Below are 24,116 nucleotides of genomic sequence, written 5' to 3' on the forward strand. Positions count from 1 at the left end.
AAAACAAGCCATTAGCCTGATGGCTTTTGCCAGGTTGCATTTGGCACATGCCTTGCCATCACTCTATCAGACCTGACTGTTTCTCTGACTGCGAGTGAAATCCATCATGTATAGTCAAACAGTTTTTTATTAGTTAATATATAATGAAGAAATTAGCTCAATAAGGAGTATTGCAATGTCCAAGCCGTATAGTGAAGATTTAAGAACAAGAGTGATACAGAGTTACTTGAATGGTCTGTCGAAAATGGATATCGTTACGCTTTTCAAAATAGGGATGGATACTTTGAATCGTTGGATTCGTCAGTATTTGCAAACGGGGGATATTAAACCAAAAAAAAGGACTCAGTTTCGTGCAAGAAAATTCAGTGACTCTGATTTAACGGATTACATTAGAAACAATCCTTCGGTGACCCTCAAACAAATTGCAGAACATTTTTCGGTTAAACCCTCATCGGTTCAAGCAAGATTGAAAGCACTCAATATTACATATAAAAAAAACAATTTCTCTACGAAGAAAGGGATGAACAACAAAGAATGGAGTTTATTCAACAATTAGCGGCGAATGCATCCCGGGGAGATGATGCACAACAAATTGTTTATGTAGATGAATCTGGATTTCATAATAATGTAAGAAATGAATATGGCTGGAGTCCAAGAGGCGAAATTATTTTTGGTGAAAGGAAAAGCAGACCCACTGAAAAACTAAATTTATTGGGTGGACTACTCAACAATGAAATCATTGCGCCACTTGCCTATCAATCTTATACAGATACGGAGATATTTAATACTTGGCTTGAGAAATTCTTAATCCCTGAACTTCCAAAAAATTGTATTATCGTGATAGATAATGCTCGTTTTCACAAATCGGAAGAAACACGAGAAATCATTGAAGACAATGGCCACCAACTGTTGTTTTTGCCTCCTTATTCACCGGATTTAAATCCCATCGAAAACTACTGGGCACTTCTTAAGGAAAAGTTGAGGAAAATTGTTACAAATTTTCAAAATATTTTTGATGCGTTAGTTGCGGTTTTCCAAACTATCTAAAAACTGTTTTACTATATGTCGTTGACCGCTGGCTGCGCCAGCCCGCGGCGCTGACGCCAGCGCTGGCTGGACCGACGCTGGGATTGATCTGCGCTGCAGCCATCCATGCCTGGCTGCGATTGCGGGAACGGGTGGACGCCGAACAGTTGGGGCAGGATTACGCCTACCGGGTGCGACTGGCCTTGTTCGACCGTCTGAGCACCTTATCGCCTCGTCTAGCGCAGAAACGCAGGCGCGGCGGTCTCCTGCTGCGTTTCATCGGCGATTTGACCGCACTGCGGCAGTGGGCCAGCCTGGGGTTGGCCCGGCTGAACGTCGCGGGAACAACTGCGCTGGCCGCACTGCTAGGGCTGGCCTGGCTCGATGCGGGGCTGGCGCTGGCCATCGCTATCCCGCTGATGGCCGCCGTCAGTGTGGCACTATGGCTTGGTGGACCGCTGCGGCGAGCGGTACAGGAAAGCCGACGCCGGCAGTCGCGATTGGCCAGCCAGATTCATGAGCAGATCACTGCTCTCCCCGTAGTGCAGGTGTGCAATCGAACCAAAGGTGAACGACAGCGACTGTCCCGACAAGGTCAGCGTCTGCGTGACGCCATGCTGGCGCGAGCCGCCATCAGCGGTCGGTTGCGAGCGATCACCGAAGCGACCACCGCCTTGGCAACGCTGATGGTGTTAATGGTCGGTGTGATTGAAACTGCTCATGGTCTGACGACGCCGGGGACGGTGATCGGCGCCATGGCCATTGTCCACCTGCTGTTGCCGGGCTTGCGCGACCTGGGCCGTGCTCACGAATACTGGCATGGTTATCAAGTGGCGCTGGAAAAAATCCGACAATTCATGGAGCTGCCCAGTCTGGCGGCGGAAAAGCCCGGCGCACAGGCATTGGTTCCAGCCAAGGGCTGGCTGGCGTTCGATCAAATCAGTGTGGAGGGCGTACTGGAGGCGTTGAGTGCGAGCGCCGGACCTGGGCAGGTGATCGCTATCATCGGTCCCAATGGCGCGGGCAAATCCACTTTGCTGGCGCTGGCCGCCCGGCTGTTTGATCCGGATCGTGGAGCAGTGCGCGTAGACGGGCAGAACCTGGCGGACTGCACCCTGACTTCGATCCGGCGGGCTATCGGCATGGTCAGCGACGAACTTCCATTGTTGAAAGGCAGCATTGCCCGCAATCTGCGTTACCGTTGGCGGAATGCGCCAGATGACGAGGTGGCGCGAGTTTGCGCCCTGTGTGGCGTGGATAAGTGGCTGCAAACCTTGCCAGCGGGCGAACGGACCATGTTGCAGGAGCGTGGTGTGAACCTCTCGCTCGGCCAACGACAGCGCATTGCCTTGGCGCGGGCGTTGCTCGGCGCTCCGAGCCTGCTGCTGCTTGATGAGCCTGACGCCCATCTGGACGCGGATTTCAGCGCGGTGCTGGATCAGATGCTGGCGCAGTATCAGGGTACGGTGTTGATGGTGACCCATCGTCGCGAACGGCTGTTTCATGCTGATGAAATCTGGCATTTGGCGGATGGACGCCTGATTGAAGCAGGTCCGCCGCTGCGATTGCTCAACAGCGACGGCCCGACCCGCCGCTTATTCGCGACAGAAACCCGACTACAAGCCGTAGCAGGGTAAGAGGATGTGGTTGATGTCGTATGATGCGCCTCCGGCGTCGGTAATTATGGAAATGACCGTCGCCGCTTCCGCTCCGGTTGCTTTGCAGACGGCCTCTCCGCCTTCAACCTTGCCGTCCACGCGCGGCATCGTCCAATGCAAGCTGAAGACCGATCCAGCACAGACTTACTATCTGTATGTTCCGCAGGGAATTCGCTCTGATGCGCCCATACTGGTCACCGTTCATGGTGTGTCCCACAACGCTGAAGAACAGGCGCGGCGCTTTCGACGATTGGCCCGCCAATATGGGATCGTGCTGGTCGCGCCGTTATTCACTGCCGATCGCTTCGCTGACTACCAGCGGTTGGGTCTGACCGGGCAAGGCCAGCGTTCCGACGAAGCGCTACAAATGATTTTGACCGAGGTGAGGCAACAAATCGGCGTCACTGGCCGCCGTGTTTACCTGTTTGGTTACTCGGGTGGCGGCCAGTTTGTCCACCGCTACGCGATGGCTCATCCCGACCAGGTGGAGGCGGTTGCTATCGGTGCGGCCGGCTGGTATACCTTTCCCGATCCCAAGCTCCGCTTCCCGCAAGGTCTGAAGCTCAACCGCCGAATGGCGATACGTCTCCGGCCAAAGCAGTTCTTACGTATCCCAATGGCAGTTTTCGTTGGCGAGCATGATATTCGACGCGGTCAAGATCGGCCTGAGCTGCGGCAGACCGGAAAGGTGGATGCACAACAGGGATTGACCCGGGTGGAGCGCGGGGATCGCTGGATCGATGCGATGCGCGCCGCCGCCCGGCAACGAGGACTGAACACGCTTTATCATTACCAAGTCTTACCGCACGCCGCGCACTCGTTTGCCGCCAGCATGAAGCGCGGTGGGTTGGGAGAACGGGTCTTCGACTTTCTGTTCGGCCCACCGTCTCGAATTCTCCTGCGATAACGCAGTCTGGCAGGGCGGCTCAGTCAGAGCGCCATGATCCGCCGAAGTTCCTGGCTGGAAACAACATGGCAGTAAATCATATTAATAATTTCTAGTTCCCGCTGATGCAACTCATCGGTCCCGGCTGCGCAACAATCCTCCACGACGATCACGTTAAAACTCTCATCGGCCAGGCTGCGCACGGTGGATGAGACGCATTGATCGGTAAAAATGCCGGTCATAACCACGTTGCGGATGCCCATGTTGGAGAGAATCAGCCGCAGGTTGGTACCGGTTAACGCGCTGTCCGTAGTTTTGGTGACCACGATTTCACCCGGTCTTGGCGCGAGTTCATCGATCAATTGGCTTTCCTGACTCTCCTTGGGCAAGAGCAGGTTGTTCCAGCCCGGCTTTTTCTGGCTCAGCGAGCGGTCACGGCCATCTTCCAGCAGGCAGGCAATACGGGCGTGGATAACATCGATGCCTTTGGCGCGAAACGCATCTTGAAGCGCGCGGGTGGCGGGAATGACGATCTCGCGCATCCGTTGCTGGAAGGGTTCCCAACGCGCTGCCTCCACCGGGTTATCGGAAATTTGCGCATAGGTGTTTTGCACATCGATAGACAGCATCGCTGTTTCCACCGGATTCAGGATCAAATCCTCGGGTTCGGGCGCGTTTTCATAGTAAAACGATCGATAGGCTGTTTTCCAATTCATGTCATCGCTTCCTAATTGTAAAATATTCAAGGAAGTGCACAGCTGTCCCGTTGGTCGCCAAGCGGAGCCATATCAGATTAGAATAGCAATGCGGGAACCGGAACGTCACTAACACCGTTTTTTTCGGCGCAGCGCCTTTGTCTCTTCTCCCGCTCCGATGAGGCGCAGGGCGTTTTCATACCGATTCTCACCCTGGATTATCCAGCCCATGCGTTTCTTGTTCAGATTTTTCAAATTCCTGTTTTACGCGCTCCTACTGAGCATCGTGGCTGGCCTGCCGGTGCTGCTTTGGCTCATGGTCGAAGATACTCCACGGGTTAGTGCGAGCGATCAACTTGCGGTAGAGGATGTCGAGAAGGTCAGGCGCTTGTTGCGCGATCTCGATCCGCGTCAACTCAAGGATGGCGAAACCCGCCGATTGACCTTGACCGAACGCGACGCCAGCCTGCTGGTCGACCAGACGCTGTCACGCTGGCCAGGCGCCGCTCAGGCCAAGGCGCGCGTACGCTTTATCCCGGACCATGCAGAGATTCAAGCGACTCTACCTTTGCCAAACAATCCGCTAGGCCGCTATTTGAACGCAAGCGTACAGCTCACACCGGGTGAGTCCGGACCGCTCCTGACCAAAGTTCAAATCGGGCGTTTGTCGATCCCGGGCAATCTGTGCCGATGGGTCATTGACCAGGCCAGCGGCTATTTGCAAGGCCGTCCGCAATACCAGGAACTGAAGCAGGTTTGGGCCACCCTGTCGGATATCCAAATTGAAAATGGAGCGATTGCAATCACAGTCCGTTATGACCAAGCTCTCGCCCGTCGCCTGGAAGCCCGTGGGCGTGAGTGGGTGTTGCCCAAAACCGATCGCATCCGTCTGGACGTTTACCATGACGTGCTGGTGACAGCAACCCGCACGGTTCCCAAGAACAGCTCACTGATTTTTCTGTTAAAACCACTATTCGCTCGCGCAGCCGAGCGCACCGCGCTAGACGGCGATCCGGTGGAAGAAAATCGCGCCGTCCTGGTCACGCTGGCGCTTTATCTGTCTGGCAAGGATCCATCACGCCTGTTGGGTGAGAAATACCATGCGCCGACTTCTATTCATCCGACTCTGGCGGGACGCCGCGACCTGGCTCAACATTTCGCCATTTCCGCCGCCCTGACCGGCGTAGCCGATAGTCATATTGCCAATGTCATCGGGATATTCAAGGAAGTCCAGGACTCACAAGGCGGCTCCGGTTTCAGTTTTGCCGATTTGACCGCTGATCGCGCGGGCGTGCGGTTTGCGGAACAAGCGATCGCGTCAGCAACTTCGGCCCGCGATGTTCAGCGGCGTGTTGCGTCACTCGATGTCGAATCTGCCATCATGCCATCCATTACCGCCCTGCCTGAAGGGTTACAGGACCCGGAATTTCGCCGGCGCTTTGAACGGCGCGATAGCGCGGCTTATAACGTGATCAAGGATGAAATCGAACGCCGCCTGAATCAGTGTGACTTCTATCGTCCCGCATCCTGATAAGCTGACCCCGCTTAATGCATGCCATCCATTCATGTATTGCCCAATTCTCAACTGCTGGATAAGCCCATGTCCGACTCCAATATCGCCGGTCTGACCCTGTTAGGCCGATCGCAAACCGATTATCCGCGCGAGTATGCCCCGCAAATCCTGGAGCGCTTCGCCAACCGCTATCCCCAGCACGAATATCTGGTGGAATTAGATTGCCCAGAATTTACCTGTCTTTGCCCGGTCACCGGTCAACCCGATTTGGCCCGGATCACCATTCGCTACAGTCCGCGCGACTGGCTGGTGGAATCGAAGTCATTGAAGCTGTATCTGTTCAGTTTTCGCAATCAGGGTTCCTTCAGCGAGGACAGCATCAACCGTATTGCCATTGATTTATTTGCGTTATTACAACCGCACTGGTTGGAGGTGCGCGGCGATTTTGCGCCGCGCGGGGGCATCGCCATTAAGCCCAGTGTGCGGCTCGATAACAAACCAGAGTGACTGGGAGGCGCAAAGAGGGGCTTTCTACCTTGGGGCAGGCCATAGTTTTTGTTTCTTTATATTAAAATTTAAAATTCTATAGCAGAGAGGCGTCCATCATGCGCAAGTTCATGATCATTCTGACAACCATCACTGCCGTTCTAGTGTTGATGGCGGGTGGCATTTGGGGCTATCTATGGTACAGCACCCAACAGCAGGTTCAGCAATTGGTTGCGGCCGCCGAGCCTTTCGCCGAAATTAATTACGATGGCGTTAGTGTTTCGCCAATGGGTTCGGTCGGCGTCAAGCAAATCAGGATTATCCCCAACTTGGTCGATGATGTTATTGCCATCGGCGCTATCCGCCTCAAAGCACCGAACATCCTAGCGCTGTTGAATATGCGTCGCCAGTTAAACCAGGGAGAACTTCCAAAAGCATTATCCCTGTCGATCCGTCAGTTGGAACTGCCGTTATATGGTGCCCTTCTCGGCGGCAAACCGCCCTCTCCCTCGGAACGAACGCCGTTTGATGATCTGGATACCCTGGGTTGCGGCCCGGTCACTCACTTTGGCGGCGCTCAGTGGGAAGAAATGGGTTACGACAGCTTCATCAGCAACATGGATATGGGCTATCAGCTTGCAGCCGCCGAGAACCGCATCAACCTACAGGTCAGCAATAATACCCGGGACTGGGCCAGCCTGTATCTCGACATCGGGTTCGCTCTGAACACGTTGTCCACATCGATTACGCAGTTAGCCGCGTCACTGACACCCAAAGTCGCCAGTCTGAATATCGTTCTTCAGGACGATGGCTACAACACTCACCGTAATAACTACTGCGCTGGCAAGGCAGGCAAATCGGTTGATGCATACATCGCCGACCATGTGCGGCTGGTCGTCGAGCGCCTGCGCGCCAATGGCGTCAACCTGGGGCCTGGGTTGATTGCCGCTTACCAGCGCTACCTGACCGATGGACGCCAAATCACCATTACCGCTAACCCTCCTGCGCCGATTGATCCCGCTGAATTGCAGTTCTATAAAGCCGAGGATGTTGTCAAACTGGCAGGCTTAACGGTTAAAGTCAACGACGAGGCGGTTACTGACCTGAGCATGGATTGGGATGCTGCTCAAGTCACGCAGGCGTTGGGAATAGGCCGGCAACGGGCACCCCGCGCCGAGGAGCCGGAGGAACCCATCGCGCCCGCCGCGCTAAAACCGGTCGTTATCGAGAAGTCCTTTCACACCACGCCGGTCAGTCAATTAAACCAATACGTCGGCAAAATCGCCAGGCTGAAGACCAGCACCGGCGCGAACTATCTCGGTAAGCTGGAAGCAATTAGCAAGGCAGGTACCGTTAGAATTACCATCCGCAGATCCGGCGGTACTGCGACCCTGTCGCTGCGCAGCGAGGATATCACCAAGGCGGAAGTGCTGTATTGACATTAGCGCGTATCCTTTTCGAGATCGCGCTCCAGTAACGCCTCGTAAATCGGCACATCCGGCCACCACTCGGCGATCACGTAAGCCGAGAAGCAGGCGGTGAACAAGGGCAGGATCAGCGAATAGTTACCCGTCATTTCGACGATCAGCACAATGCCGGTCAGCGGCGCGCGCACGATGGCTGTGAAGTAAGCGGCCATGCCTGCGACCGCGACGGTCAGCGGTTCCGGCGCAACCAGCGGGAACCACTCGCGCCCCAGTTCTCCAATGCCCAGACCGAGCAGCGCGCCCAGCACCAGCAAGGGTGCGAAAATCCCCCCCGCGACACCGGTACCGTAACTACCCATGGTCAATACGAACCGCAACCCGAACAACAGGGCCAGCGTCCAGGGATTAATGTATTCATGCCCACCCAGAATTCGCGCCACGATCAGATGACCGCCACCGCAAACTTCGGGCGCCCACCAGCCCATTAAACCGATAATTACACCCCATGCAACCCATTTACTCGCCAGTTTCCAGCGACTCTGGACATCGCCCAAACGCTGTGTCGCCAGCAGGGCGCGGTTGAAAAGAACGCCAAGCACCCCGGCCAGGATGCCCAGCGCCAGGAAGAGCGGCAAGCTGGCGAGATCGGGAATGGCGGTGACTGTGACATGAAACACTGGGTTTTGCCCCATCAACCAGCGGGATAGCACATCGGCGGTCATCGAGGCGATCAGCGTGGCGAAGAACACCGGCGACGCGAAATTTCCCTGGAGTTCCTCAAGGACGAAGACCACGCCAGCTAAAGGCGCATTGAAGATCGCCGACAGTCCGGCGCCAGCGCCCGCAGCAATGAGGATGCGTTGTTCCAGAGCATCGCTGTGCGAACGGCTACCGAACGCCTGACCCAAAGCGCCGCCCATTTGCACCGTCGGCCCCTCGCGGCCAAGGGTCAGCCCCCCCGTTACACCCATTACGCCGCTGAGGAACTTTACCCATAAAATGCGATGCCAAACCATCGACCGATAGCCGAGCAATACCCCTTTAAGATGGGGAATGCCACTGCCAGCGGCAGCTGGCGCGAAAAAGCGCACCAGCCAGCAAGCCACACTGATCGCAACGACCGAGAAGAGAATGGACAAGGCCATGCTGCCATAGTCGCCAAATTGGCGCGCAAATTGAAGAAACTCCATGTGCGACGCTTCACCGAATTCCAGAACCGTTGCAAAAGCCACGGCCATCAACCCCGAAAGGATGCCCAGCGCCAGCGCGCGCGGTAAGAGACGCAAGCGTTGACGATTCAGTTTCTCCATGCGCCGCTTAGCGCGGAGCAGATGATTTTCTTTATGGGATGTCGTTGAATGCGTTACGGGCGTCATGAGTTAACATACTGGCGGATCCACCAAGCCCGGCGATGGCTTAGCGTTGCTAAAGCGGATTAAAGATAATGAAATAAATCCAGGGGATAACGGTGACCCGCCAGATAGTCATCGATACAACGCAGCACCATCGGGCTGCGCAATCTGGGTCCTAGAGCAACCATTTCCTCTCGGGTCAGCCAGATCGCCCGCTGAATCCCGTGATCGAGTGGTTGGTCGGTGTGATGGTGCAAAGCAACGCCTGAGAAACAGGTGCGAACGAAAGTATGTCCCTTGGGATGGGTCCAGTAGTAGATTCCAACAATAGCATCCACTTGAACCTCCCAAGCGGTTTCCTCCAGGGTTTCCCGGATCGCCGCCGCCGCCAGCGTTTCATGCTCATCCAAATGACCGGCGGGCTGGTTATAGACCAGATCATCGCCATCCGCATACTCCTCTACCAGCAGAAACCGGCCATCGCGTTCAATGATCGTAGCCACTGTCAAGCGCGGACTCCATTCCAAATGATTATTCATCATGGCGTCTCCTTCTGTGGCAACGGCTTGGCAATGGTAAACGCCCCGCGCAGATCGCCTTCCCTGAAACCACGCGCCTGATCATAAGGATATAGTTTCTTGAGTTCAGCATCGACTTCGGGAGCAATCTTTTCGCCGTGGCAATTGAGACACAGGCCAGCGGTGGGAATAGCCTTCATATAACGGAAGGTTTGCTGACCCTGATCGTCGTCGATCACCGCAAAGAATTCCAGTCGGTCAACCGACTCACCCTGGGCTTTACGCGCCTCGAACTGCTTGAGCACCGCCGTTTCCCAAGCGTCTGGCGTATGATTGGGATTACGCACCTTGAGGCTAGTGCGCCCCACCAGCATCTCCAGTTCTTCGGACAAGCGGGCAGCGATCTGGTCGGCCTGATCATGGCAAACCGTGACGCCATTCGCCGGCCCCCCCACCTTAATGGCCTGCTGAAGCGCCTCTTTCAGCGTCTTACCAAACTTCTGAGCCGCGGCGCGGCTGGCCATGACTTCCGCATCCACTGCAATTTCCGCATTATCTTCGGGTTCCTCAGCAGCGCCTGGCGACTGCGCAGAGGCAAAGCTCGTCGTCAAGGCCGCGCTCAGTGCAACAAGCAGGGCGTATCGCATGCAAATTCTCCAGTTTGGGTCAATACTTGAACGGTTAGTATAAGCGAACAGCCGAATGCAGGCGGATTTTTCCCCGCATTGGCGTTCCAAAAAACCACAGTTCATGGTTTTTTAACACGTCATTGGAGGTGTCTGATGGAATGGTCCCAAAAAACGTGCACACCCTGCCAAGGCGGTATTCCCCCACTTGCCTTGAGTGAAGCAGAGGCGTTATTACCACAGGCGCCCGACTGGCGATTACTGGAAAGCGGAACCCGGTTGGAGCAGCGCTTCGCCTTCAAAAACTTCGCGGCCGCCCTGGCCTTCGTGAACCGGGTTGGCGATCTGGCTGAAGCGGAAGGACATCACCCGGACATTACCTTCGGCTGGGGATATGCCAATATCCTGTTTTACACCCACAAGATCGGCGGGTTGCACGAAAACGACTTTATTATGGCCGCCAAGGTTAACACCTTATATACCGATGAATATTCAACGGCTTGATCCTTAATCCAGCGCCGCCGCCACGCCACGCAGGGCCGGATTGGCGGCGGTAATCACCCAAGTGGGAATTGCCGCCAGATAGCCGCTAAACCGCCCGCGCTCCTCGAAGCGCCGCCGGAACGCCGATTGGTTAAAAAATTCTCCCAGACGCGGCGCGATGCCGCCGCCAATATAAACGCCGCCCCGCGCGCCCAGCGTAATCGCCAGATTGCCCGCCGCCGTGCCCAACGCCCCGCAGAACAATTCCACCACTTCACGACAATGCGGGCAGATTCCCGCTAGCGCGCGGCTGGTAATATCGGCGGGCGTTAACGTTTCCGGCGACCAGCCGTCCAGCTCCGCCAAGGCATGGTAGAGATTAACCAATCCCGGTCCTGACAACAGCCGTTCGGGCGAAACATGGCCAAATTGCCGTTGCAAAATCCGGCTGATTCGCCACTCTCGTTCATCGACAGGAGAAAATGTGACGTGGCCGCCTTCGGTCTGTAAGGGAATCCAGCGTTCCCCGGACCACACCAACCCCGACACGCCCAGGCCGGTGCCGGGGCCAATCAGGGCAATCGGCGCCCCCACCACCGGCTCACCCTCGCCAATCGCATGCCGTTCATCCGGCGCCAGCAGCGGTAACGATAAAGCCAGGGCCGTAAAATCATTTAAAATCAGTAATTGCTCCAGACCCAGTTCCTGCTGCGTGGCTTCAATTGAAAACGACCAGGGACTATTCGTGAATTCAATCCGGTCGCCGGTAATAGGCGTAGCCACCGCAACCGCCGCCCGCCTTGGGTGCGGCCCGGCAACTTTTTGCAAATAATAGGCGACAGCAGCGATCAGCCCTGGAAAGTCAGCACAAGCCAGCGTGTGCTCTGCATAAGGTTGACGATTAGCTTTGACCAAGGCAAACCGGGCGTTGGTGCCGCCGATGTCAGCGATCAGATCGGGTACAGAGCTTTGATTTTTCTGCATTAACCTATTTCCAACTATATTTGAATGGCAAACGGCGCCGACCCTCTCTCCCAAATCCTGCCTGCCGGCAAGCACGGCCTCTCCTGCCAGTGGATGAGAGGAGACGGGTAGGTCGGGCGAAGGCGGAGCGCTGCCCGACAGCGCATCTCTACAGATGATTCTAGCAGCGGCGCCAAAATTCGCACGACCGCAGAACCTGAAAAACTCTCTCCATCAATCTGCTGTAACCACCTTGTAAAATGCTGCATAGCCACATTAGAATAGTTGAAATTACTGACAACCCCGTCAACCTCAAAGAGGATTACTATCATGGCGTTTTTAAGCGTTGAAGAATTGAAAAAAGACTGGGCCGAGAACCCTCGCTGGAAAGGCATCAAGCGCGGTTACACGGCTGAGGATGTCGTGCGGTTACGCGGCAACGTACCGGTCGAATACAGCCTCGCACAACGAGGAGCCGAGAAGCTGTGGCAACTCATTAACAACGAACCCTACGTTAACTGCCTGGGCGCGCTGACCGGCGGACAGGCCATGCAACAGGCCAAGGCCGGCGTCAAGGCCATCTACCTTTCGGGCTGGCAGGTCGCGGCGGACAATAACACCTATATGTCCATGTACCCCGACCAGTCGCTGTATCCGGTCGACTCGGTGCCTGCCGTCGTCGAACGCATCAATAATAGCTTCAAGCGCGCCGATGAAATCCAATGTGCGCGCAATATTCATCCCGGCAACAAGGATTTCGTCGACTATTTCCTGCCCATCGTCGCCGACGCCGAGGCCGGTTTCGGCGGTGTGCTGAACGCCCATGAACTGATGAAGTGCATGATTCGTGCAGGCGCCGGCGGCGTGCATTTCGAAGACCAATTGGCTTCAGTCAAGAAGTGCGGCCACATGGGCGGCAAGGTGTTGGTGCCGTCTCAGGAAGCGGTGCAGAAGTTGATCGCCGCCCGGCTGGCGTCTGATGTTTATGGCGTACCGACCGTGATTCTGGCTCGCACCGATGCTGAAGCCGCCGACTTGTTAACCTCGGACGTTGACGAGAATGACAAGCCGTTCTGCACTGGCGAGCGCACCCCGGAAGGTTTCTACAAGACGAAAAAAGGTCTGGAGCAGGCGATTTCCCGCGGTCTGGCCTACGCGCCTTACGCCGACATGGTCTGGTGTGAGACCGGCACTCCCGATCTCAACTTCGCCAAGAAGTTCGCCGAAGCCATCCGCGACCGGTTCCCTGGCAAGCTACTGGCCTACAATTGCTCGCCGTCCTTCAATTGGAAGAAGAACCTGGACGACGCCACCATCGCCAAATTCCAGCGCGAGCTGGGCGCGATGGGTTACAAGTACCAGTTCATCACGTTGGCCGGCATTCACAATATGTGGTACAACATGTTTGATTTAGCTCAAGATTATGTCAAGCGCGGCATGTCCGCTTATGTCGAGAAGGTGCAGGAGCCCGAATTCGCGGCGCGCGACCGTGGGTACACCTTCGTTTCCCACCAGCAGGAAGTCGGCACCGGCTACTTTGACGACATGACCACTGTGATTCAAGGCGGTGCGTCCTCGGTGACGGCGCTGACTGGTTCTACCGAAGAAGAGCAGTTCCACTAAGCGCTCACCTCCCAAAATCCCCCTAACCCCCTTTGGCAAAGGGGGAATTGAATGGTTACGCAAGGACAATAACCCGGAGGCGAACCCTTCGGGTTTTTGCCATTCAAACCGCGTTAAAATAACGCTTGTTTACTCTGCAAAAATTCCACACCCGAACATTCCAAGGAGCAGCCGTGAGCCTGAATCTGCCTGCTGGCGTGCAAATCAACGCCCCTATTCATCCCCGTTTCGACGAGGTTCTTACCCACGACGCACTGGCCCTGGTCGCCAAACTGCATCGCGCTTTCGAGCCGCGCCGCCAGGAATTATTGAAAGCCCGCGTCGAGCGCCAGGCCCGCATTGACGCAGGTGAAATGCCGGATTTTCTGCCGGAAACAAAGCACATTCGAGAAGGCGACTGGAAGGTCGCGCCCCTGCCCAAGGCGCTGGAGTGCCGCCGCACCGAAATCACCGGTCCGGTGGAGCGCAAGATGATTATCAACGCTTATAACTCCGGCGCTGATTCCTACATGACCGACTTCGAGGATTCCAACAGTCCCAACTGGTTTAACCAGATTCAGGGCCAAGTGAATCTGGTCGACGCGATTCGCCGCCAAATCAGCTATGTCAACGAGGCCGGCAAGGAATACCAACTCAACGAGCAGATCGCCACCTTGCAAATTCGCCCGCGCGGCTGGCATCTGGACGAGAAGCATGTGACCGTGGATGGTCAACGGGTCTCCGGCGGTATCTTTGACTTTGGCTTGGTATTCTTCCACAACGCTAAAGAGCAGATCGCTCGCGGCACCGGACCTTTTTACTATCTGCCGAAGATGGAATCCCATTTGGAAGCCCGGTTGTGGAATGACATCTTTGTCATGGCGCAGAATGAATTGGGCCTTCCGCAAGGAACCATTAAAGCCACGGTGCTGATTGAAACCATTCTCGCCACCTTTGAGATGGAGGAAATCCTCTACGAATTACGCGAGCACAGCGCCGGTTTGAACGCCGGTCGCTGGGACTATATTTTCAGTTGCATCAAGAAATTTAAAAAGAATCAAAACTTCTGCTTGGCCAATCGCGGCGCGATTACGATGGAAGTGCCCTTCATGCGCTCCTATGCCCTGCATCTGGTCAAGGTCTGCCACAAGCGCGGCGCGCCAGCGATGGGCGGCATGTCGGCGCTGATTCCCATCAAGGACGATCCGGCCGCCAATGAAAAGGCGCTGGCCGGCATTCGCCATGACAAGACCCGCGACGCCAACGACGGGTTCGATGGTGGTTGGGTCGCTCATCCTGGTCTGGTGCCCATCGCGCATGAAGAGTTTGTCAAAGTTCTAGGCGACAAGCCCAACCAATGGGAAAAACAGCGCGATGAAGTCTTCACCGCTCAGGATTTCCTGAGCTTTCAACCCGAGCAGCCCATTACCGAGGTCGGTCTGCGCAATAACATCAATGTTGGCATCCATTACCTGGGGTCTTGGCTGGCCGGCAACGGTTGCGTACCGATCCATAACCTGATGGAAGACGCCGCCACAGCGGAAATCAGCCGCTCGCAGGTCTGGCAGTGGGTGGTTAGTCCCAAGGGCAAGCTGGACGATGGGCGCAAAGTCACCGCTGATCTGGTGCATGGCCTGATCCCCGAAGAACTGGCCAAGGTCAAGGCAACGGTCACCGCCCAAGGCGAGGACACGGCGACCTATGACCAGGCAGCGGGCATCTTCGAGAAAATGAGCCTCTCTCCGGATTATCCAGAGTTCCTGACCCTGCCGTTGTATGAGGCGATGGATTGATAGCAGAGAATGAGTAGCAGGGAAACGTCGTAGGGCGGGTTAGCCATAACCCGCCGCTTGGGAGTGTCAGTTATCAGCGATAATGCTTCGTTCCCGCCGTTCTACTTGGAGAAATAGTGAACGGATATTAGAGCCTTCTGCTGGGAGTTGAATGCATGTCAAAAACTGCAACCGTTTCTGCTTCTGAAACCCTATCACTGAACTGGCGCGCGATAGGCCGCATGGCGCTGCGCGCCCTGGGCCGCGATTGGCAGTCCGGCGAATTGCGCGTACTGGCCATTGCTCTAGTGATCGCTGTCGCCAGCGTCGCTGCTGTCGGCTTCTTCACTGACCGTATCCAGCAAGCAATGGAGCACAAGGCCAGTGAATTGCTGGGCGCTGATCTGGTCGTTGCTTCAGCCAGTCCCATTCAGCCGGAGTTGGCGGAGACGGCTAAACGACAGGGGTTGCAGACTGCCGAAACGCTGAGTTTTCGCAGCGTGGTGCTGGCGGGTGATGTCACGCAGCTGACCGAGGTCAAAGCGGTGGGTCCTGGTTATCCGCTGCGCGGCGCGTTGCAGGTCAGCGATAAACCCTTTGACCCGCCACGCACCGTTGACGCTATCCCTAACCCTGGCCAAGTCTGGGTGGACGAGCGCCTGTTGCAGATACTGGGACTCCAGGTCGGCGATTCCGTGAATTTAGGCGCGCGCTCCTTCCGCGTAGCGCAGGTGCTGGCCTATGAACCGGATCGCGCCGGCGACCTGTTCAGCATTGCCCCACGTCTGATGCTCAATCTGGCGGATATTCCCTCGACTGAACTGGTGCAACCAGGAAGCCGCGTGGCCTACCATCTGTTGCTGGCCGGGGAACCGATGCGGTTGGAAGGCTTCAAGACCTGGGTGCAAACGCGGCTGGCGACCGGTGAAAAACTGCAAGGGGTGCGCGACGCGCGGGTCGAACTGCGTTCCGCGCTGGAACGGGCGGAGCGTTTTCTGAATCTGGCGGCGCTGGTCAGCGTGATTCTGGCGGGGGTCGGCGTGGCTATCGCCGCCCGGCGCTTTGCGGGCCGGCACTGGGACAGCGTGGCCATTCTGCGCTGCATCGGCGCAACCGAGGCGCTGATTGTTCGCCTGTTCGTACTGGAGCTGTTGGCGCTGGCGGCGCTAGCTGGCGTGGCCGGACTGCTGGCCGGTTATCTGGCGCAATATGGGTTAAGCGGGGTGCTCGGTCAATTGGTGAGTCGTGTTGAACTGCCTGCGCCCTCGCTGTGGCCCGTGCTGCCGGCGCTGGCCACCGGGTTCGTCACTCTGTTGGGCTTCGGGTTACCGCCCTTGCTGCGCTTGCGGGAAGTGCCGCCGCTGCGGGTGTTGCGCCGTGATCTGGGGCCGGTTAATCCTCGTCTGCTGGCTCTGTACGGGCCTGCCGTGGCGGCGACTTTGGCGCTGCTGGTCTGGCAAGCGGGCGAATGGCGTTTAGCGCTATATGTCTGCACTGGAGTGGCGGGAACCGTGATCGTCCTCTCCCTGGCCGCCTGGGGACTGGTGAAGGTGCTGAATCTGCTGCGAGGCCAAGTGGGCGTGGCTTGGCGTTTCGGTCTGGCCAATATCGCTCGGCGTGGTCCCGGCAGCACAGTGCAGGTTGTAGCGCTGGGTCTGGGCCTGATGGCCTTGCTGGTGTTGACCCTGGTGCGCACAGACCTGTTGACTCGTTGGCGAGCCAGTCTGCCCGCCGACGCGCCGAATCATTTCCTGATTAACATCCAAACTGCCGAGGTGACACAGGTTCAGCGCTTCCTGCGCGAACGGGGCTTGCGCGACGCTGCTTTGTTCCCCATGGTGCGCGGGCGTTTGACCGCGATCAACGGACGTGATGTCGGACCGGATGATTACCAAAGTCCGCGCGCCCAGCGTTTGGTGGCGCGGGAATTCAATCTGTCCTGGACAGATGTTTTACAAGAAGATAATCGCATTCTTGCGGGCCGCTGGTGGCGACCCGGCGATCAAGGTCAGGGCATTGCCTCGGTGGAAATCGGTTTAGCTAAGGAACTAGGGATTGTCTTGGGCGATACGCTGCGTTTCCAGATCGCCGGACAGGATTTGCAAGCAACAGTGATCAGTCTGCGCAGCGTCGAATGGGATTCGTTTCGACCCAACTTTTTCGTAGTCTTCCCCTCTGGCGTGCTGGACGCCTATCCAGCGACCTGGATCACCAGTTTCCACCTGCCGGTTGACCAGAAACCAGTGATGGCGGAACTGGTGCGGCAACATCCGTCGATCACTGTACTGGATGTCGAGGCGTTGATGACCAAAGTGCGAGAGATCATGGATCGGGTGATCGCCGCCGTCGAATACGTGTTCCTGTTCACCTTAGCTGCGGGACTGGTGGTGTTGTACGCGGCGATTCAGGCCACCCAGGACGAGCGGCGGTTTGAGAGTGCGGTGTTGCGGACTCTGGGCGCGCAGCGGGCGGTGGTGCGGCAAAGCCTGCTGGCGGAATTTGCTACGCTGGGCTTGCTGGCCGGGGTGCTGGCGGCTGCCGCTGCGACGTTATTAAGCTATGTGCTGGCAACTCAGGTGTTCGACTTCCCCTATTTCTGGAATTCGTGGATCTGGGTGCTCGGCGGCGGCGCTGGCGTCGTGGGCGTCGGTCTGGCTGGACTGATCGGCGCGCGTTCGGCGTTGGCCCAACCGCCGTGGCGGGCGTTGCGGGAGCTGTAAATGGAGCGTCGCTAATGCCGCGAACGATTGGGAATCACATGGCCCAGAGCGAATAAGGCCGCCGCCGCAATAACCACTGAAGGTCCCGCCGGGGTGTCCCAGCGCAGCGAGGCCCATAATCCTGCGCCCACCGCCGCGCAGCCTAGACCACTGGCTAGCAGCGCCATGCTTTCCGGCGACCGGGCGAAACGTCGCGCCGCCGCCGCCGGGATGATCAGTAATGAAGTAATCAACAAAATACCGACGACCTTCATGGCCACGGCGATCACAATCGCGATCAACAGCATGAATGCCAGGCGGACGGCGAACACCGGTACGCCTTCCACTTGCGCCAGTTCCTCATGCACGGTCGCCGCGAGCAACGGGCGCCACAGCCAAGCCAGCGCTATTAGCGCCACCAGCGCACCGCCCCATATCCAGTACAAATCGATAGGGCTGATCGCCAGAATATCGCCGAACAGATAGCCCACTAGATCGACCCGCACCGTTTCCAGAAAAGCCAGGGTAACCAAACCCAGTGACAGGCTGGTGTGAGCGAGAATGCCCAACAGCGTGTCAGCGGCCAGCCAGCGCTGGCGTTGCAGCAACACCAAGGCCAAGGCTACAGTCAGGCAGGTGGCGACGACCCCCAGTTGCGGATTGATATTCAAAATGATGCCGAGCATCACCCCCAACAGGCCCGAGTGCGCCAGGGTATCACCGAAATAGGCCATGCGCCGCCAGACGATGAAAGCGCCCAGTGGACCAGCGGCGAGCGCCACGCCTAGACCGCCCAGCAGGGCGCGCATTAGGAAATCATCCATGTGTATTTTCCTCAACAACAACCACGCTGCCATGCAAATCATGGCGATGGTTGTGGTGATGATGGTAAACCGCCAGCCGCCGCGCGCCGTCAATACCAAATAACTCCAGATAAGCCGGGTCTTGAGCAACCAGGTCGGGATGACCGGAACAGCAAACATGCCGGTTCAGGCACAACACATGATCGGTAGCCGCCATGACCAGATGCAATTCATGCGACACCATCAAAATGCCACAGCCTCGCTGGCGCCGCAAATTGCTGATCAAGTCGTACAATTCGTATTGACCGGTCAGGTCGACACCCTGGATCGGTTCATCCAGCACCAGCAAATCCGGTTCTCGCAGTAATGCTCTGGCCAATAGCGCCCGCTGCGTTTCACCACCGGAAATCACCTGCATCGGCGCATCCAGGACATGCGCCGCGCCCACTTCTCGAAGCGCTGACTGGACTCGCTCCCGTGACGCCGTAGTACCCAGGGTCACGAAGCGTTGTACCGTCAATGGCAGGGTATCGTCCACCATTAACCGTTGCGGCATATAGCCGACCCGCAATCCGGGCTTGAGATGAACCCGGCCACGATCCGGGCGCAGCAAACCGAGTACGATACGGACCAATGTGGATTTGCCGGCGCCGTTGGGGCCAATCAATGCGACAATTTCGCCGGACGATACCTGGAGATTGACCGCTTGCAGAATCGGGTTGCCGCGAATGGCGAAATGGACGTTTTCAACAGTGAGCAAGGGTTCAGTGGACATGGCGCGGCATTTTCCTTTGGCAAGTGAGGCAACCACTGGGCGCTTCCATAGTCTCAGCGAGCGATTTGGAAATCGCGCGTGATCGCCTCGGCGCGCACTCTATAACATAACCACAGGATTCATGTCATGTTGCCTTATGGACGCTTTTTGAACAGGCTGCGAAGAGGAGTAGGCAGTTTGTTGTTGCTATTGCCGTTAACCGGATGGGCCGCCGGATTGCCCGTCGTGGCCAGCATTAAGCCGGTGCATTCCCTGGTCGCGGGCGTTATGCAAGGGGTTGGCGAACCCTATTTGTTATTGACCGGTGGCGTTTCCCCGCACGACTACCGGTTGCGGCCTTCGGATGTTCGCGTGATCGAACAAGCCAAGGCTGTGTTCTGGATCGGACCGGATCTGGAGACCTTTCTGATCAAACCTCTGGCAAACGTTAAGGGCCAAGTCCGCGCAGTCGCCTTGCTGGAAGCGCCTGGAATCAAGTTTTTATCCTTGCGGGCGGGCGGCGCGTGGGAAGCGCACCGTCACTCGCAAACCGAATCGGATGAAGATCATGATACGCATGATCATCACCACGACCACGAGGTCAGCCACGATCCGCATCTCTGGCTGGACCCGATGAACGCCATCGCCATGACCCGCCAGATCGTCGCAATCCTGAGTGAGGTTGATCCAGATCATCAACCTGATTATCAACGCAATGGCGCGGCGCTAATCGAACGCTTAAACCGATTGAACCAGCAATTAGAAGCCGATCTGGCATCTGTCAAGGATCAGCCTTATGTGGTGTTCCACGACGCTTATCAGTACTTTGAGCAACGCTATGGTTTGCCAGCAGTCGGTTCCGTGGTGCTGGACCCGGAGCAGCGGCCTGGCGCGCGGCGCATCGCGCAAATCCAGGCGCGCATTCGCGATCTAAAAGTCCGTTGCGTTTTCAGCGAACCGCAGTTTGAACCGGCGCTGGCGGCCACCCTGGTCAGCGGCAGCGATGCGCGACTTGGGGTTCTCGATCCGCTGGGCGCCGAATTATTGGCGGGTCCCGACGCTTACTTCCAATTGCTGGAGGGTTTGACCCATGCTTTGCAGGCTTGTCTGAGCGCGGATTGAATCCGGCTGCTTCAGGGAATGCCAGCGGCATTCACGAGCAAGATGTTCTATGCTGTTATGCGCATCCGCTGGCGCCAAGCCGCCATTTTGGACGGTCTGGCTCGCAGATGACTTTTAAATCATAAAGTTAATCCGTATGACCGATAGAAGGGCGAATGATCATGGCTGACACGTTTGCAGGCTTCAAGCCTTACAGCGCGGAACCGGACGAGGAATACATGAATGACCGGCAGAAGGCTCATTTCCGCGCCATCCTGCTGGCCTGGAAGGAGGAATTAATGGAAGAAGGCCGGCGCACCGTCAACAACATGCAGGATGAAGTGCTCAATCTGCCCGATCCAAATGATCGCGCCAGTCAGGAAGAGGAGTTTTCCATTAGCCTGCGGGCGCGGGATCGGGAACGCAAGCTTTTGCACAAGATCGACAAGGCGTTCGGTCGCTTGGCCAATGACGAATACGGTTATTGCGAAGGGTGTGGCGTGGAAATCGGCCTGCGCCGGTTGGAGGCGCGACCTACCGCCGAATTATGCATCGACTGTAAGCACCTGGAAGAACAGCGGGAAAGAAGTCAGGCGACTTGAATGTAAAGCAACCGTCTGGTTCGCCTTTAATAAGGAGTGTAGCCCGGATGGGATGTCGAAATCCCCCCCGACCCCCCCCTTTTTCAAAGGGGGGAGACTCCGCAGTAACGTCATTTAACACAATGGGAATTGGTATTAGAGCGTGAGGACATTTGCGCTCAAAACCCCAGATACCCCATGAAGTCAGTAAATTCCTGGGAGTAGAGGAAGAAGGTCATGACATCGTTGCGCGGACTGCCTTCCGCCAGTTGTTCCAGCCAGAAGGCCAGTCCGTCCTCTTCGGGTTCGCGCTGGAAGAAGGTGCGGTAGAGGTTGCCGATGAAGGCGGGGTTTGTGGTGTGGCGCGCCAGGTATTCGGGGCTGTTGAAGAAGAAGTAGGCCATGTTGCGGAACACCGGTTTGGCGTCTTGTCCCTGGGCTTGTAGAGCGGTGATTTGGTCTTTCCAGAAGGCGACGCCGTCGTCCTCGGGGGCGCGGTCGAGGATGGAGCGGTAGTAGTGGGTGATCAGGGTGACGGCGGGGTCGTCGGCGATGACTTCGATGCGGTAGTCTTGTTGGACGAAGACCTGGCCGTGGGTGGGGTCGATGACCTGGAGCGTGAAGAAGTAAACGCCGACTTGGGTGGGGACGCCGCTGAGCAGGGCGTCGAGGCCGTCGGGGGTGGCGGTTTCCAGGGTGAGACCGGGCGGCAGTGCGCCTTCCGTCACACTCCAGCGGTAGGCGGGGTCGTCCGCTGCGGTAGCGGGTGGGGCAGGGCCTTCGTAGCGCGCTTGCAGGGTCGCACGGTAGGGTTGGTTGACCGGGGTGCGGCTGAGGATGCCGCCGCTGATGGCGAGGTTGGGTAGGCCGCGCCCGCCGGGGTCGGTGATGTGGGCGTCGGTGAGTCCGTCGGCGTCGCCGAGGTGACCGTCAATCAGGGTGAAGGTGGCGGTGTTGCCGGCGAGGTCGGCACCGTTGAGGAGATACCAATGCGGGTCAGGGTCGGTGGCGGTGGGGCCGTATTTCCAGTATTGCGCGCCGGCGGGCAGGGGGTCGCCGTAGGCGAGGGTGACGGTGGCAGGGATGCCGTTGGTGGTGCAGTTTTGCAGGACGACTTGCAGCAGGCCGTCGGTGAGGGTGATGCCTTGGGGGCCGGTGGCGGGGGCGTTGAGACCGCCAAGGGGCAGGGTCAGAATGTTCGGTTCGTCGAGTTCGCAACTGCGGCCATCGGGGTACTGAACGGCGGCACTGATCGTTTGGCCGGGTTTGACCGGGTTGGCGCGGGTGAAGGCGACTTCACGGATCGTGAGCCAGACTGGTTGGGTGATCGTTTGCTCATCCTGATCCTGGACAGTGACTTGAATCGGGGCGTCGTGGGCTTCAGTCGGCGTGCCGCTGATCGCGCCATTAACTGCTAAGGTCAGGCCAGGCGGTAAACCGGTGGCGGTGAAGGTGTAGGGGGGTTGGCCGCCCAGGGCGGTGAGGGTTTGCGTGTAGGGGGCGTTGCGTACGCCAATGGGCAAGCTTCGCTGCACCAGCACCAGCGGGGCGACGGTGATCGCGTAGTCGCGGGTTCCGGTTTGGGACTGGGCGTCGGTGACGGTGACGGTGACGGTGTACTCACCGGCGGTGTCAGGGATGCCGCTCAGAACGCCGTCGTCAGCAGTTAGACGGAGACCGGGGGGTAGGCCCGCAGCGGTGAAGATATAGGGACTTATTCCTCCGGCGGCATTGATGACCGTGGCGTAGGGGACGTTCGTGACCGCGCTAGGGAGGTCGCGGGCGGTGGGTACAGGGAGGGTGGCGGTGGGGGTGGGCGGTGGCGAAACGGTATCCCCGGAATAATCGCTAAAGGATGATCCGCCGCGGACGAGACGCACACTTTGCTGCACTATACGAGGTTGCCAGACTACACGGCTATCAAAGAAGGCGTCCAGATGTAAAGTTGATGAGCTTTCCGGATAACCACTCTGGGAAGACGACCAATAATTCTTCCTTCCTACTACATCAAAAACAATTTCATTAATATGGGGTATGCATTTATCCTCAAAAATTGTAAGCAATTCTTTAATATTTGGTACACGCCAGTCATTATATCCGGCAAAGGCATAGCCCTGCGCGGTTCGCAGCGCCTCGCCCCAAGTATACGTATGTGCGGAACCGCTACAGGTTCGTGTGGCGCTGTCCCAAGTTTGGCCCAGGCTGCACCGCATCCAGGTCAGACCCGTTTTAGCGTGGGTGGCTGTGCCGTTGAGATCGTCCAAAATGAAATCTTCGGTAGGCGTCGTTGCTTGGATATTTGGATAACAGTTCTCCTTATTGATTAGACTTGGATTGCTTGAACCGGTTGGTCCACCACGTGCGAGACGCACATCATATATGACGTAGTTCTTAGGAACGATCCTTAGGTTGGAGGGGGTGTCTCCGGGCGCAACGATGACTGCATGGCGTGAACGGGTAGTAATAGGGATAGGGACAGAGGATGACCAATTATATCCACTATGTTTGAAATAGTTTGTATCAATGTATGCACCAGGTTCTAAACCCACTAACTCGAACAGTTCATTTGCGGTTGGTAGGCGCCAGTCAGTGAAACCGCATAACCCCACCGCATTCACTGCCGCCGCATACGCCTGAGTGTTACATTGACTGTTGGGCAAGGTACCACCGCAGGTGTTGCCACCCAGTGATCCCGGATCGCCCCCGTTGTTATCGGTGTGAATATCGTCGTACCAAGTATAACTCCAGCCCCCGTACCGTAGGCCGCGATCATCGGTCTTCACTTCCCAAAGTACGTCAGTCACATTATCGCGAGTGCAAGCCCAGTCGCCGGGACCGGAACCGAGTACCGCATCAGCAGGCAATTCCCGGCCATCATTCGCGATCTTGGTGTAATCAAAGCCCGCGTGTCCACCGCCCACTTTGGTCAACACGCCGGCTGCCGCCGCCGCATCTCGCCCGATGGTGCAATCCTGGCGCGGGTGAGTGCTGGGTTCCGAGGTCACGGCCTGGGTATCGTCGTAACAAGTGGTCCGGCCGGTATCATTCAGGCCAGCGGCGGGTGCGGGGGTATTCAGGCCCAGCCCTATCGGAAGGCTCAAGCTGAGGGCAAGGAGGCGGAATCCCCCCCAACCCCCCTTTTTCAAAGGGGGGAGATGCATGCTTATGTTC

The 24,116-nt window shown here is 57.1% G+C and carries 21 protein-coding genes; 13 read left to right on the forward strand and 8 right to left on the reverse strand.

Translation table 11 applies throughout. The annotated features are described in order from the left end of the window. The first annotated feature begins 175 nt into the window (after positions 1-175). The 4 genes from H6973_15545 (at position 176) to H6973_15560 (ending at position 3,591) form a co-directional block, all read left to right on the forward strand. Positions 176-556: a transposase gene (locus H6973_15545; protein MCP5127001.1), complete on the forward strand. Its 381-nt coding sequence runs from the start codon at positions 176-178 to the stop codon at positions 554-556. Next, complete coding sequence (locus H6973_15550; GenBank protein ID MCP5127002.1) at positions 535-1,047, forward strand: IS630 family transposase; 513 nt, start codon at positions 535-537, stop codon at positions 1,045-1,047. The genes H6973_15545 and H6973_15550 overlap by 22 nt, the downstream gene beginning before the upstream one ends. A gap of 83 nt (positions 1,048-1,130) precedes the next feature. Next, positions 1,131-2,663, forward strand: a complete 1,533-nt coding sequence (locus tag H6973_15555) for an ABC transporter ATP-binding protein (protein MCP5127003.1) — start codon at positions 1,131-1,133, stop codon at positions 2,661-2,663. A gap of 13 nt (positions 2,664-2,676) precedes the next feature. After that, positions 2,677-3,591, forward strand: a complete 915-nt coding sequence (locus H6973_15560) for a hypothetical protein (GenBank protein MCP5127004.1) — start codon at positions 2,677-2,679, stop codon at positions 3,589-3,591. A gap of 23 nt (positions 3,592-3,614) precedes the next feature. Here H6973_15560 and H6973_15565 read toward each other — a convergent pair whose 3' ends face one another. Further along, positions 3,615-4,286, reverse strand: a complete 672-nt coding sequence (locus H6973_15565) for a cysteine hydrolase (protein MCP5127005.1) — start codon at positions 4,284-4,286, stop codon at positions 3,615-3,617. A gap of 208 nt (positions 4,287-4,494) precedes the next feature. Between H6973_15565 and H6973_15570 the strand changes: the two genes are divergently transcribed. The 3 genes from H6973_15570 to H6973_15580 all read left to right on the forward strand — a co-directional run bounded on the left by H6973_15570 (position 4,495) and on the right by H6973_15580 (position 7,703). After that, the gene (locus H6973_15570) at positions 4,495-5,796 is read left to right on the forward strand and encodes a hypothetical protein (GenBank protein ID MCP5127006.1); all 1,302 of its coding nucleotides are present in this window, start codon (positions 4,495-4,497) and stop codon (positions 5,794-5,796) included. A 69-nt stretch (positions 5,797-5,865) separates the two neighbouring features. Beyond that, the gene (queF, locus tag H6973_15575) at positions 5,866-6,285 is read left to right on the forward strand and encodes a preQ(1) synthase (GenBank protein MCP5127007.1); all 420 of its coding nucleotides are present in this window, start codon (positions 5,866-5,868) and stop codon (positions 6,283-6,285) included. A 98-nt stretch (positions 6,286-6,383) separates the two neighbouring features. Then, the gene (locus H6973_15580; protein ID MCP5127008.1) at positions 6,384-7,703 is read left to right on the forward strand and encodes a hypothetical protein; all 1,320 of its coding nucleotides are present in this window, start codon (positions 6,384-6,386) and stop codon (positions 7,701-7,703) included. 2 nt (positions 7,704-7,705) lie between these two features. On the opposite strand, the gene clcA is transcribed toward H6973_15580, so the two are convergent. From clcA to H6973_15595, 3 genes are read right to left on the reverse strand one after another with little or no spacing between them, the layout of a single operon-like run. Then, positions 7,706-9,067 carry a H(+)/Cl(-) exchange transporter ClcA gene (gene clcA, locus H6973_15585; protein ID MCP5127009.1) on the reverse strand — a complete coding sequence of 454 codons (1,362 nt, stop codon included), beginning with the start codon at positions 9,065-9,067 and terminating at the stop codon, positions 7,706-7,708. Positions 9,068-9,126: 59 nt separating this feature from the next. Beyond that, positions 9,127-9,570: an NUDIX hydrolase gene (locus tag H6973_15590; GenBank protein ID MCP5127010.1), complete on the reverse strand. Its 444-nt coding sequence runs from the start codon at positions 9,568-9,570 to the stop codon at positions 9,127-9,129. Between the two features lie 11 nt (positions 9,571-9,581). Further along, positions 9,582-10,208, reverse strand: coding sequence for a DUF3365 domain-containing protein (locus H6973_15595; GenBank protein MCP5127011.1), 627 nt, complete (start codon positions 10,206-10,208; stop codon positions 9,582-9,584). Positions 10,209-10,343: 135 nt separating this feature from the next. On the opposite strand from H6973_15595, the gene H6973_15600 reads away from it, so the two are divergent. Beyond that, positions 10,344-10,691, forward strand: coding sequence for a 4a-hydroxytetrahydrobiopterin dehydratase (locus tag H6973_15600; protein ID MCP5127012.1), 348 nt, complete (start codon positions 10,344-10,346; stop codon positions 10,689-10,691). Between the two features lie 3 nt (positions 10,692-10,694). Here the strand turns inward: H6973_15600 and H6973_15605 are convergent, their stop codons facing one another. Continuing rightward, on the reverse strand, positions 10,695-11,654 hold the full coding sequence (locus tag H6973_15605) for a glucokinase (GenBank protein MCP5127013.1): 960 nt from the start codon (positions 11,652-11,654) through the stop codon (positions 10,695-10,697). A gap of 309 nt (positions 11,655-11,963) precedes the next feature. On the opposite strand from H6973_15605, the gene aceA reads away from it, so the two are divergent. The 3 genes from aceA (at position 11,964) to H6973_15620 (ending at position 17,727) form a co-directional block, all read left to right on the forward strand. Then, positions 11,964-13,256 (forward strand): isocitrate lyase, encoded by a 1,293-nt coding sequence (aceA, locus tag H6973_15610; protein MCP5127014.1) that lies wholly within the window; start codon positions 11,964-11,966, stop codon positions 13,254-13,256. Between the two features lie 173 nt (positions 13,257-13,429). Further along, positions 13,430-15,028 (forward strand): malate synthase A, encoded by a 1,599-nt coding sequence (locus tag H6973_15615; GenBank protein ID MCP5127015.1) that lies wholly within the window; start codon positions 13,430-13,432, stop codon positions 15,026-15,028. A 155-nt stretch (positions 15,029-15,183) separates the two neighbouring features. Further along, complete coding sequence (locus H6973_15620) at positions 15,184-17,727, forward strand: ABC transporter permease (GenBank protein MCP5127016.1); 2,544 nt, start codon at positions 15,184-15,186, stop codon at positions 17,725-17,727. A gap of 11 nt (positions 17,728-17,738) precedes the next feature. Here H6973_15620 and znuB read toward each other — a convergent pair whose 3' ends face one another. Together znuB and znuC are read right to left on the reverse strand one after the other, a co-directional pair. Then, positions 17,739-18,530 carry a zinc ABC transporter permease subunit ZnuB gene (gene znuB / locus H6973_15625; protein ID MCP5127017.1) on the reverse strand — a complete coding sequence of 264 codons (792 nt, stop codon included), beginning with the start codon at positions 18,528-18,530 and terminating at the stop codon, positions 17,739-17,741. Next, entirely contained in the window at positions 18,523-19,284 is a 762-nt protein-coding gene (gene znuC, locus H6973_15630; GenBank protein MCP5127018.1) for a zinc ABC transporter ATP-binding protein ZnuC, read from the reverse strand. Before znuC ends, znuB begins: the two co-directional genes overlap by 8 nt. 126 nt (positions 19,285-19,410) lie before the next feature. On the opposite strand from znuC, the gene H6973_15635 reads away from it, so the two are divergent. Both H6973_15635 and dksA read left to right on the forward strand, forming a co-directional pair. After that, a complete protein-coding gene (locus H6973_15635) occupies positions 19,411-20,385 on the forward strand; it encodes a zinc ABC transporter substrate-binding protein (protein MCP5127019.1) in 975 nt (324 codons plus the stop codon). 155 nt (positions 20,386-20,540) lie between these two features. Continuing rightward, positions 20,541-20,966, forward strand: a complete 426-nt coding sequence (dksA, locus tag H6973_15640) for an RNA polymerase-binding protein DksA (GenBank protein MCP5127020.1) — start codon at positions 20,541-20,543, stop codon at positions 20,964-20,966. 158 nt (positions 20,967-21,124) lie between these two features. On the opposite strand, the gene H6973_15645 is transcribed toward dksA, so the two are convergent. After that, the gene (locus H6973_15645; GenBank protein ID MCP5127021.1) at positions 21,125-24,106 is read right to left on the reverse strand and encodes a DUF1566 domain-containing protein; all 2,982 of its coding nucleotides are present in this window, start codon (positions 24,104-24,106) and stop codon (positions 21,125-21,127) included. Between the last annotated feature and the right edge of the window lie 10 nt (positions 24,107-24,116).

This window comes from Gammaproteobacteria bacterium, assembly GCA_024235095.1.
Classification (GTDB): domain Bacteria; phylum Pseudomonadota; class Gammaproteobacteria; order Competibacterales; family Competibacteraceae; genus UBA2383.

Bases quoted from the DNA above. Each gene is read 5' to 3' on its own strand.
- H6973_15545 (MCP5127001.1), top strand. From the start codon at position 176: ATGTCCAAGCCGTATAGTGAAGATTTAAGAACAAGAGTGATACAGAGT.
- H6973_15550 (MCP5127002.1), top strand. From the start codon at position 535: ATGGAGTTTATTCAACAATTAGCGGCGAATGCATCCCGGGGAGATGAT.
- H6973_15560 (MCP5127004.1), top strand. From the start codon at position 2,677: ATGTCGTATGATGCGCCTCCGGCGTCGGTAATTATGGAAATGACCGTC.
- H6973_15565 (MCP5127005.1), bottom strand. From the start codon at position 4,286: ATGAATTGGAAAACAGCCTATCGATCGTTTTACTATGAAAACGCGCCC.
- H6973_15570 (MCP5127006.1), top strand. From the start codon at position 4,495: ATGCGTTTCTTGTTCAGATTTTTCAAATTCCTGTTTTACGCGCTCCTA.
- queF (MCP5127007.1), top strand. From the start codon at position 5,866: ATGTCCGACTCCAATATCGCCGGTCTGACCCTGTTAGGCCGATCGCAA.
- H6973_15580 (MCP5127008.1), top strand. From the start codon at position 6,384: ATGCGCAAGTTCATGATCATTCTGACAACCATCACTGCCGTTCTAGTG.
- clcA (MCP5127009.1), bottom strand. From the start codon at position 9,067: ATGACGCCCGTAACGCATTCAACGACATCCCATAAAGAAAATCATCTG.
- H6973_15595 (MCP5127011.1), bottom strand. From the start codon at position 10,208: ATGCGATACGCCCTGCTTGTTGCACTGAGCGCGGCCTTGACGACGAGC.
- H6973_15600 (MCP5127012.1), top strand. From the start codon at position 10,344: ATGGAATGGTCCCAAAAAACGTGCACACCCTGCCAAGGCGGTATTCCC.
- H6973_15605 (MCP5127013.1), bottom strand. From the start codon at position 11,654: ATGCAGAAAAATCAAAGCTCTGTACCCGATCTGATCGCTGACATCGGC.
- aceA (MCP5127014.1), top strand. From the start codon at position 11,964: ATGGCGTTTTTAAGCGTTGAAGAATTGAAAAAAGACTGGGCCGAGAAC.
- H6973_15620 (MCP5127016.1), top strand. From the start codon at position 15,184: ATGTCAAAAACTGCAACCGTTTCTGCTTCTGAAACCCTATCACTGAAC.
- znuB (MCP5127017.1), bottom strand. From the start codon at position 18,530: ATGGATGATTTCCTAATGCGCGCCCTGCTGGGCGGTCTAGGCGTGGCG.
- znuC (MCP5127018.1), bottom strand. From the start codon at position 19,284: ATGTCCACTGAACCCTTGCTCACTGTTGAAAACGTCCATTTCGCCATT.
- H6973_15635 (MCP5127019.1), top strand. From the start codon at position 19,411: ATGTTGCCTTATGGACGCTTTTTGAACAGGCTGCGAAGAGGAGTAGGC.
- dksA (MCP5127020.1), top strand. From the start codon at position 20,541: ATGATCATGGCTGACACGTTTGCAGGCTTCAAGCCTTACAGCGCGGAA.
- H6973_15645 (MCP5127021.1), bottom strand. From the start codon at position 24,106: ATGCATCTCCCCCCTTTGAAAAAGGGGGGTTGGGGGGGATTCCGCCTC.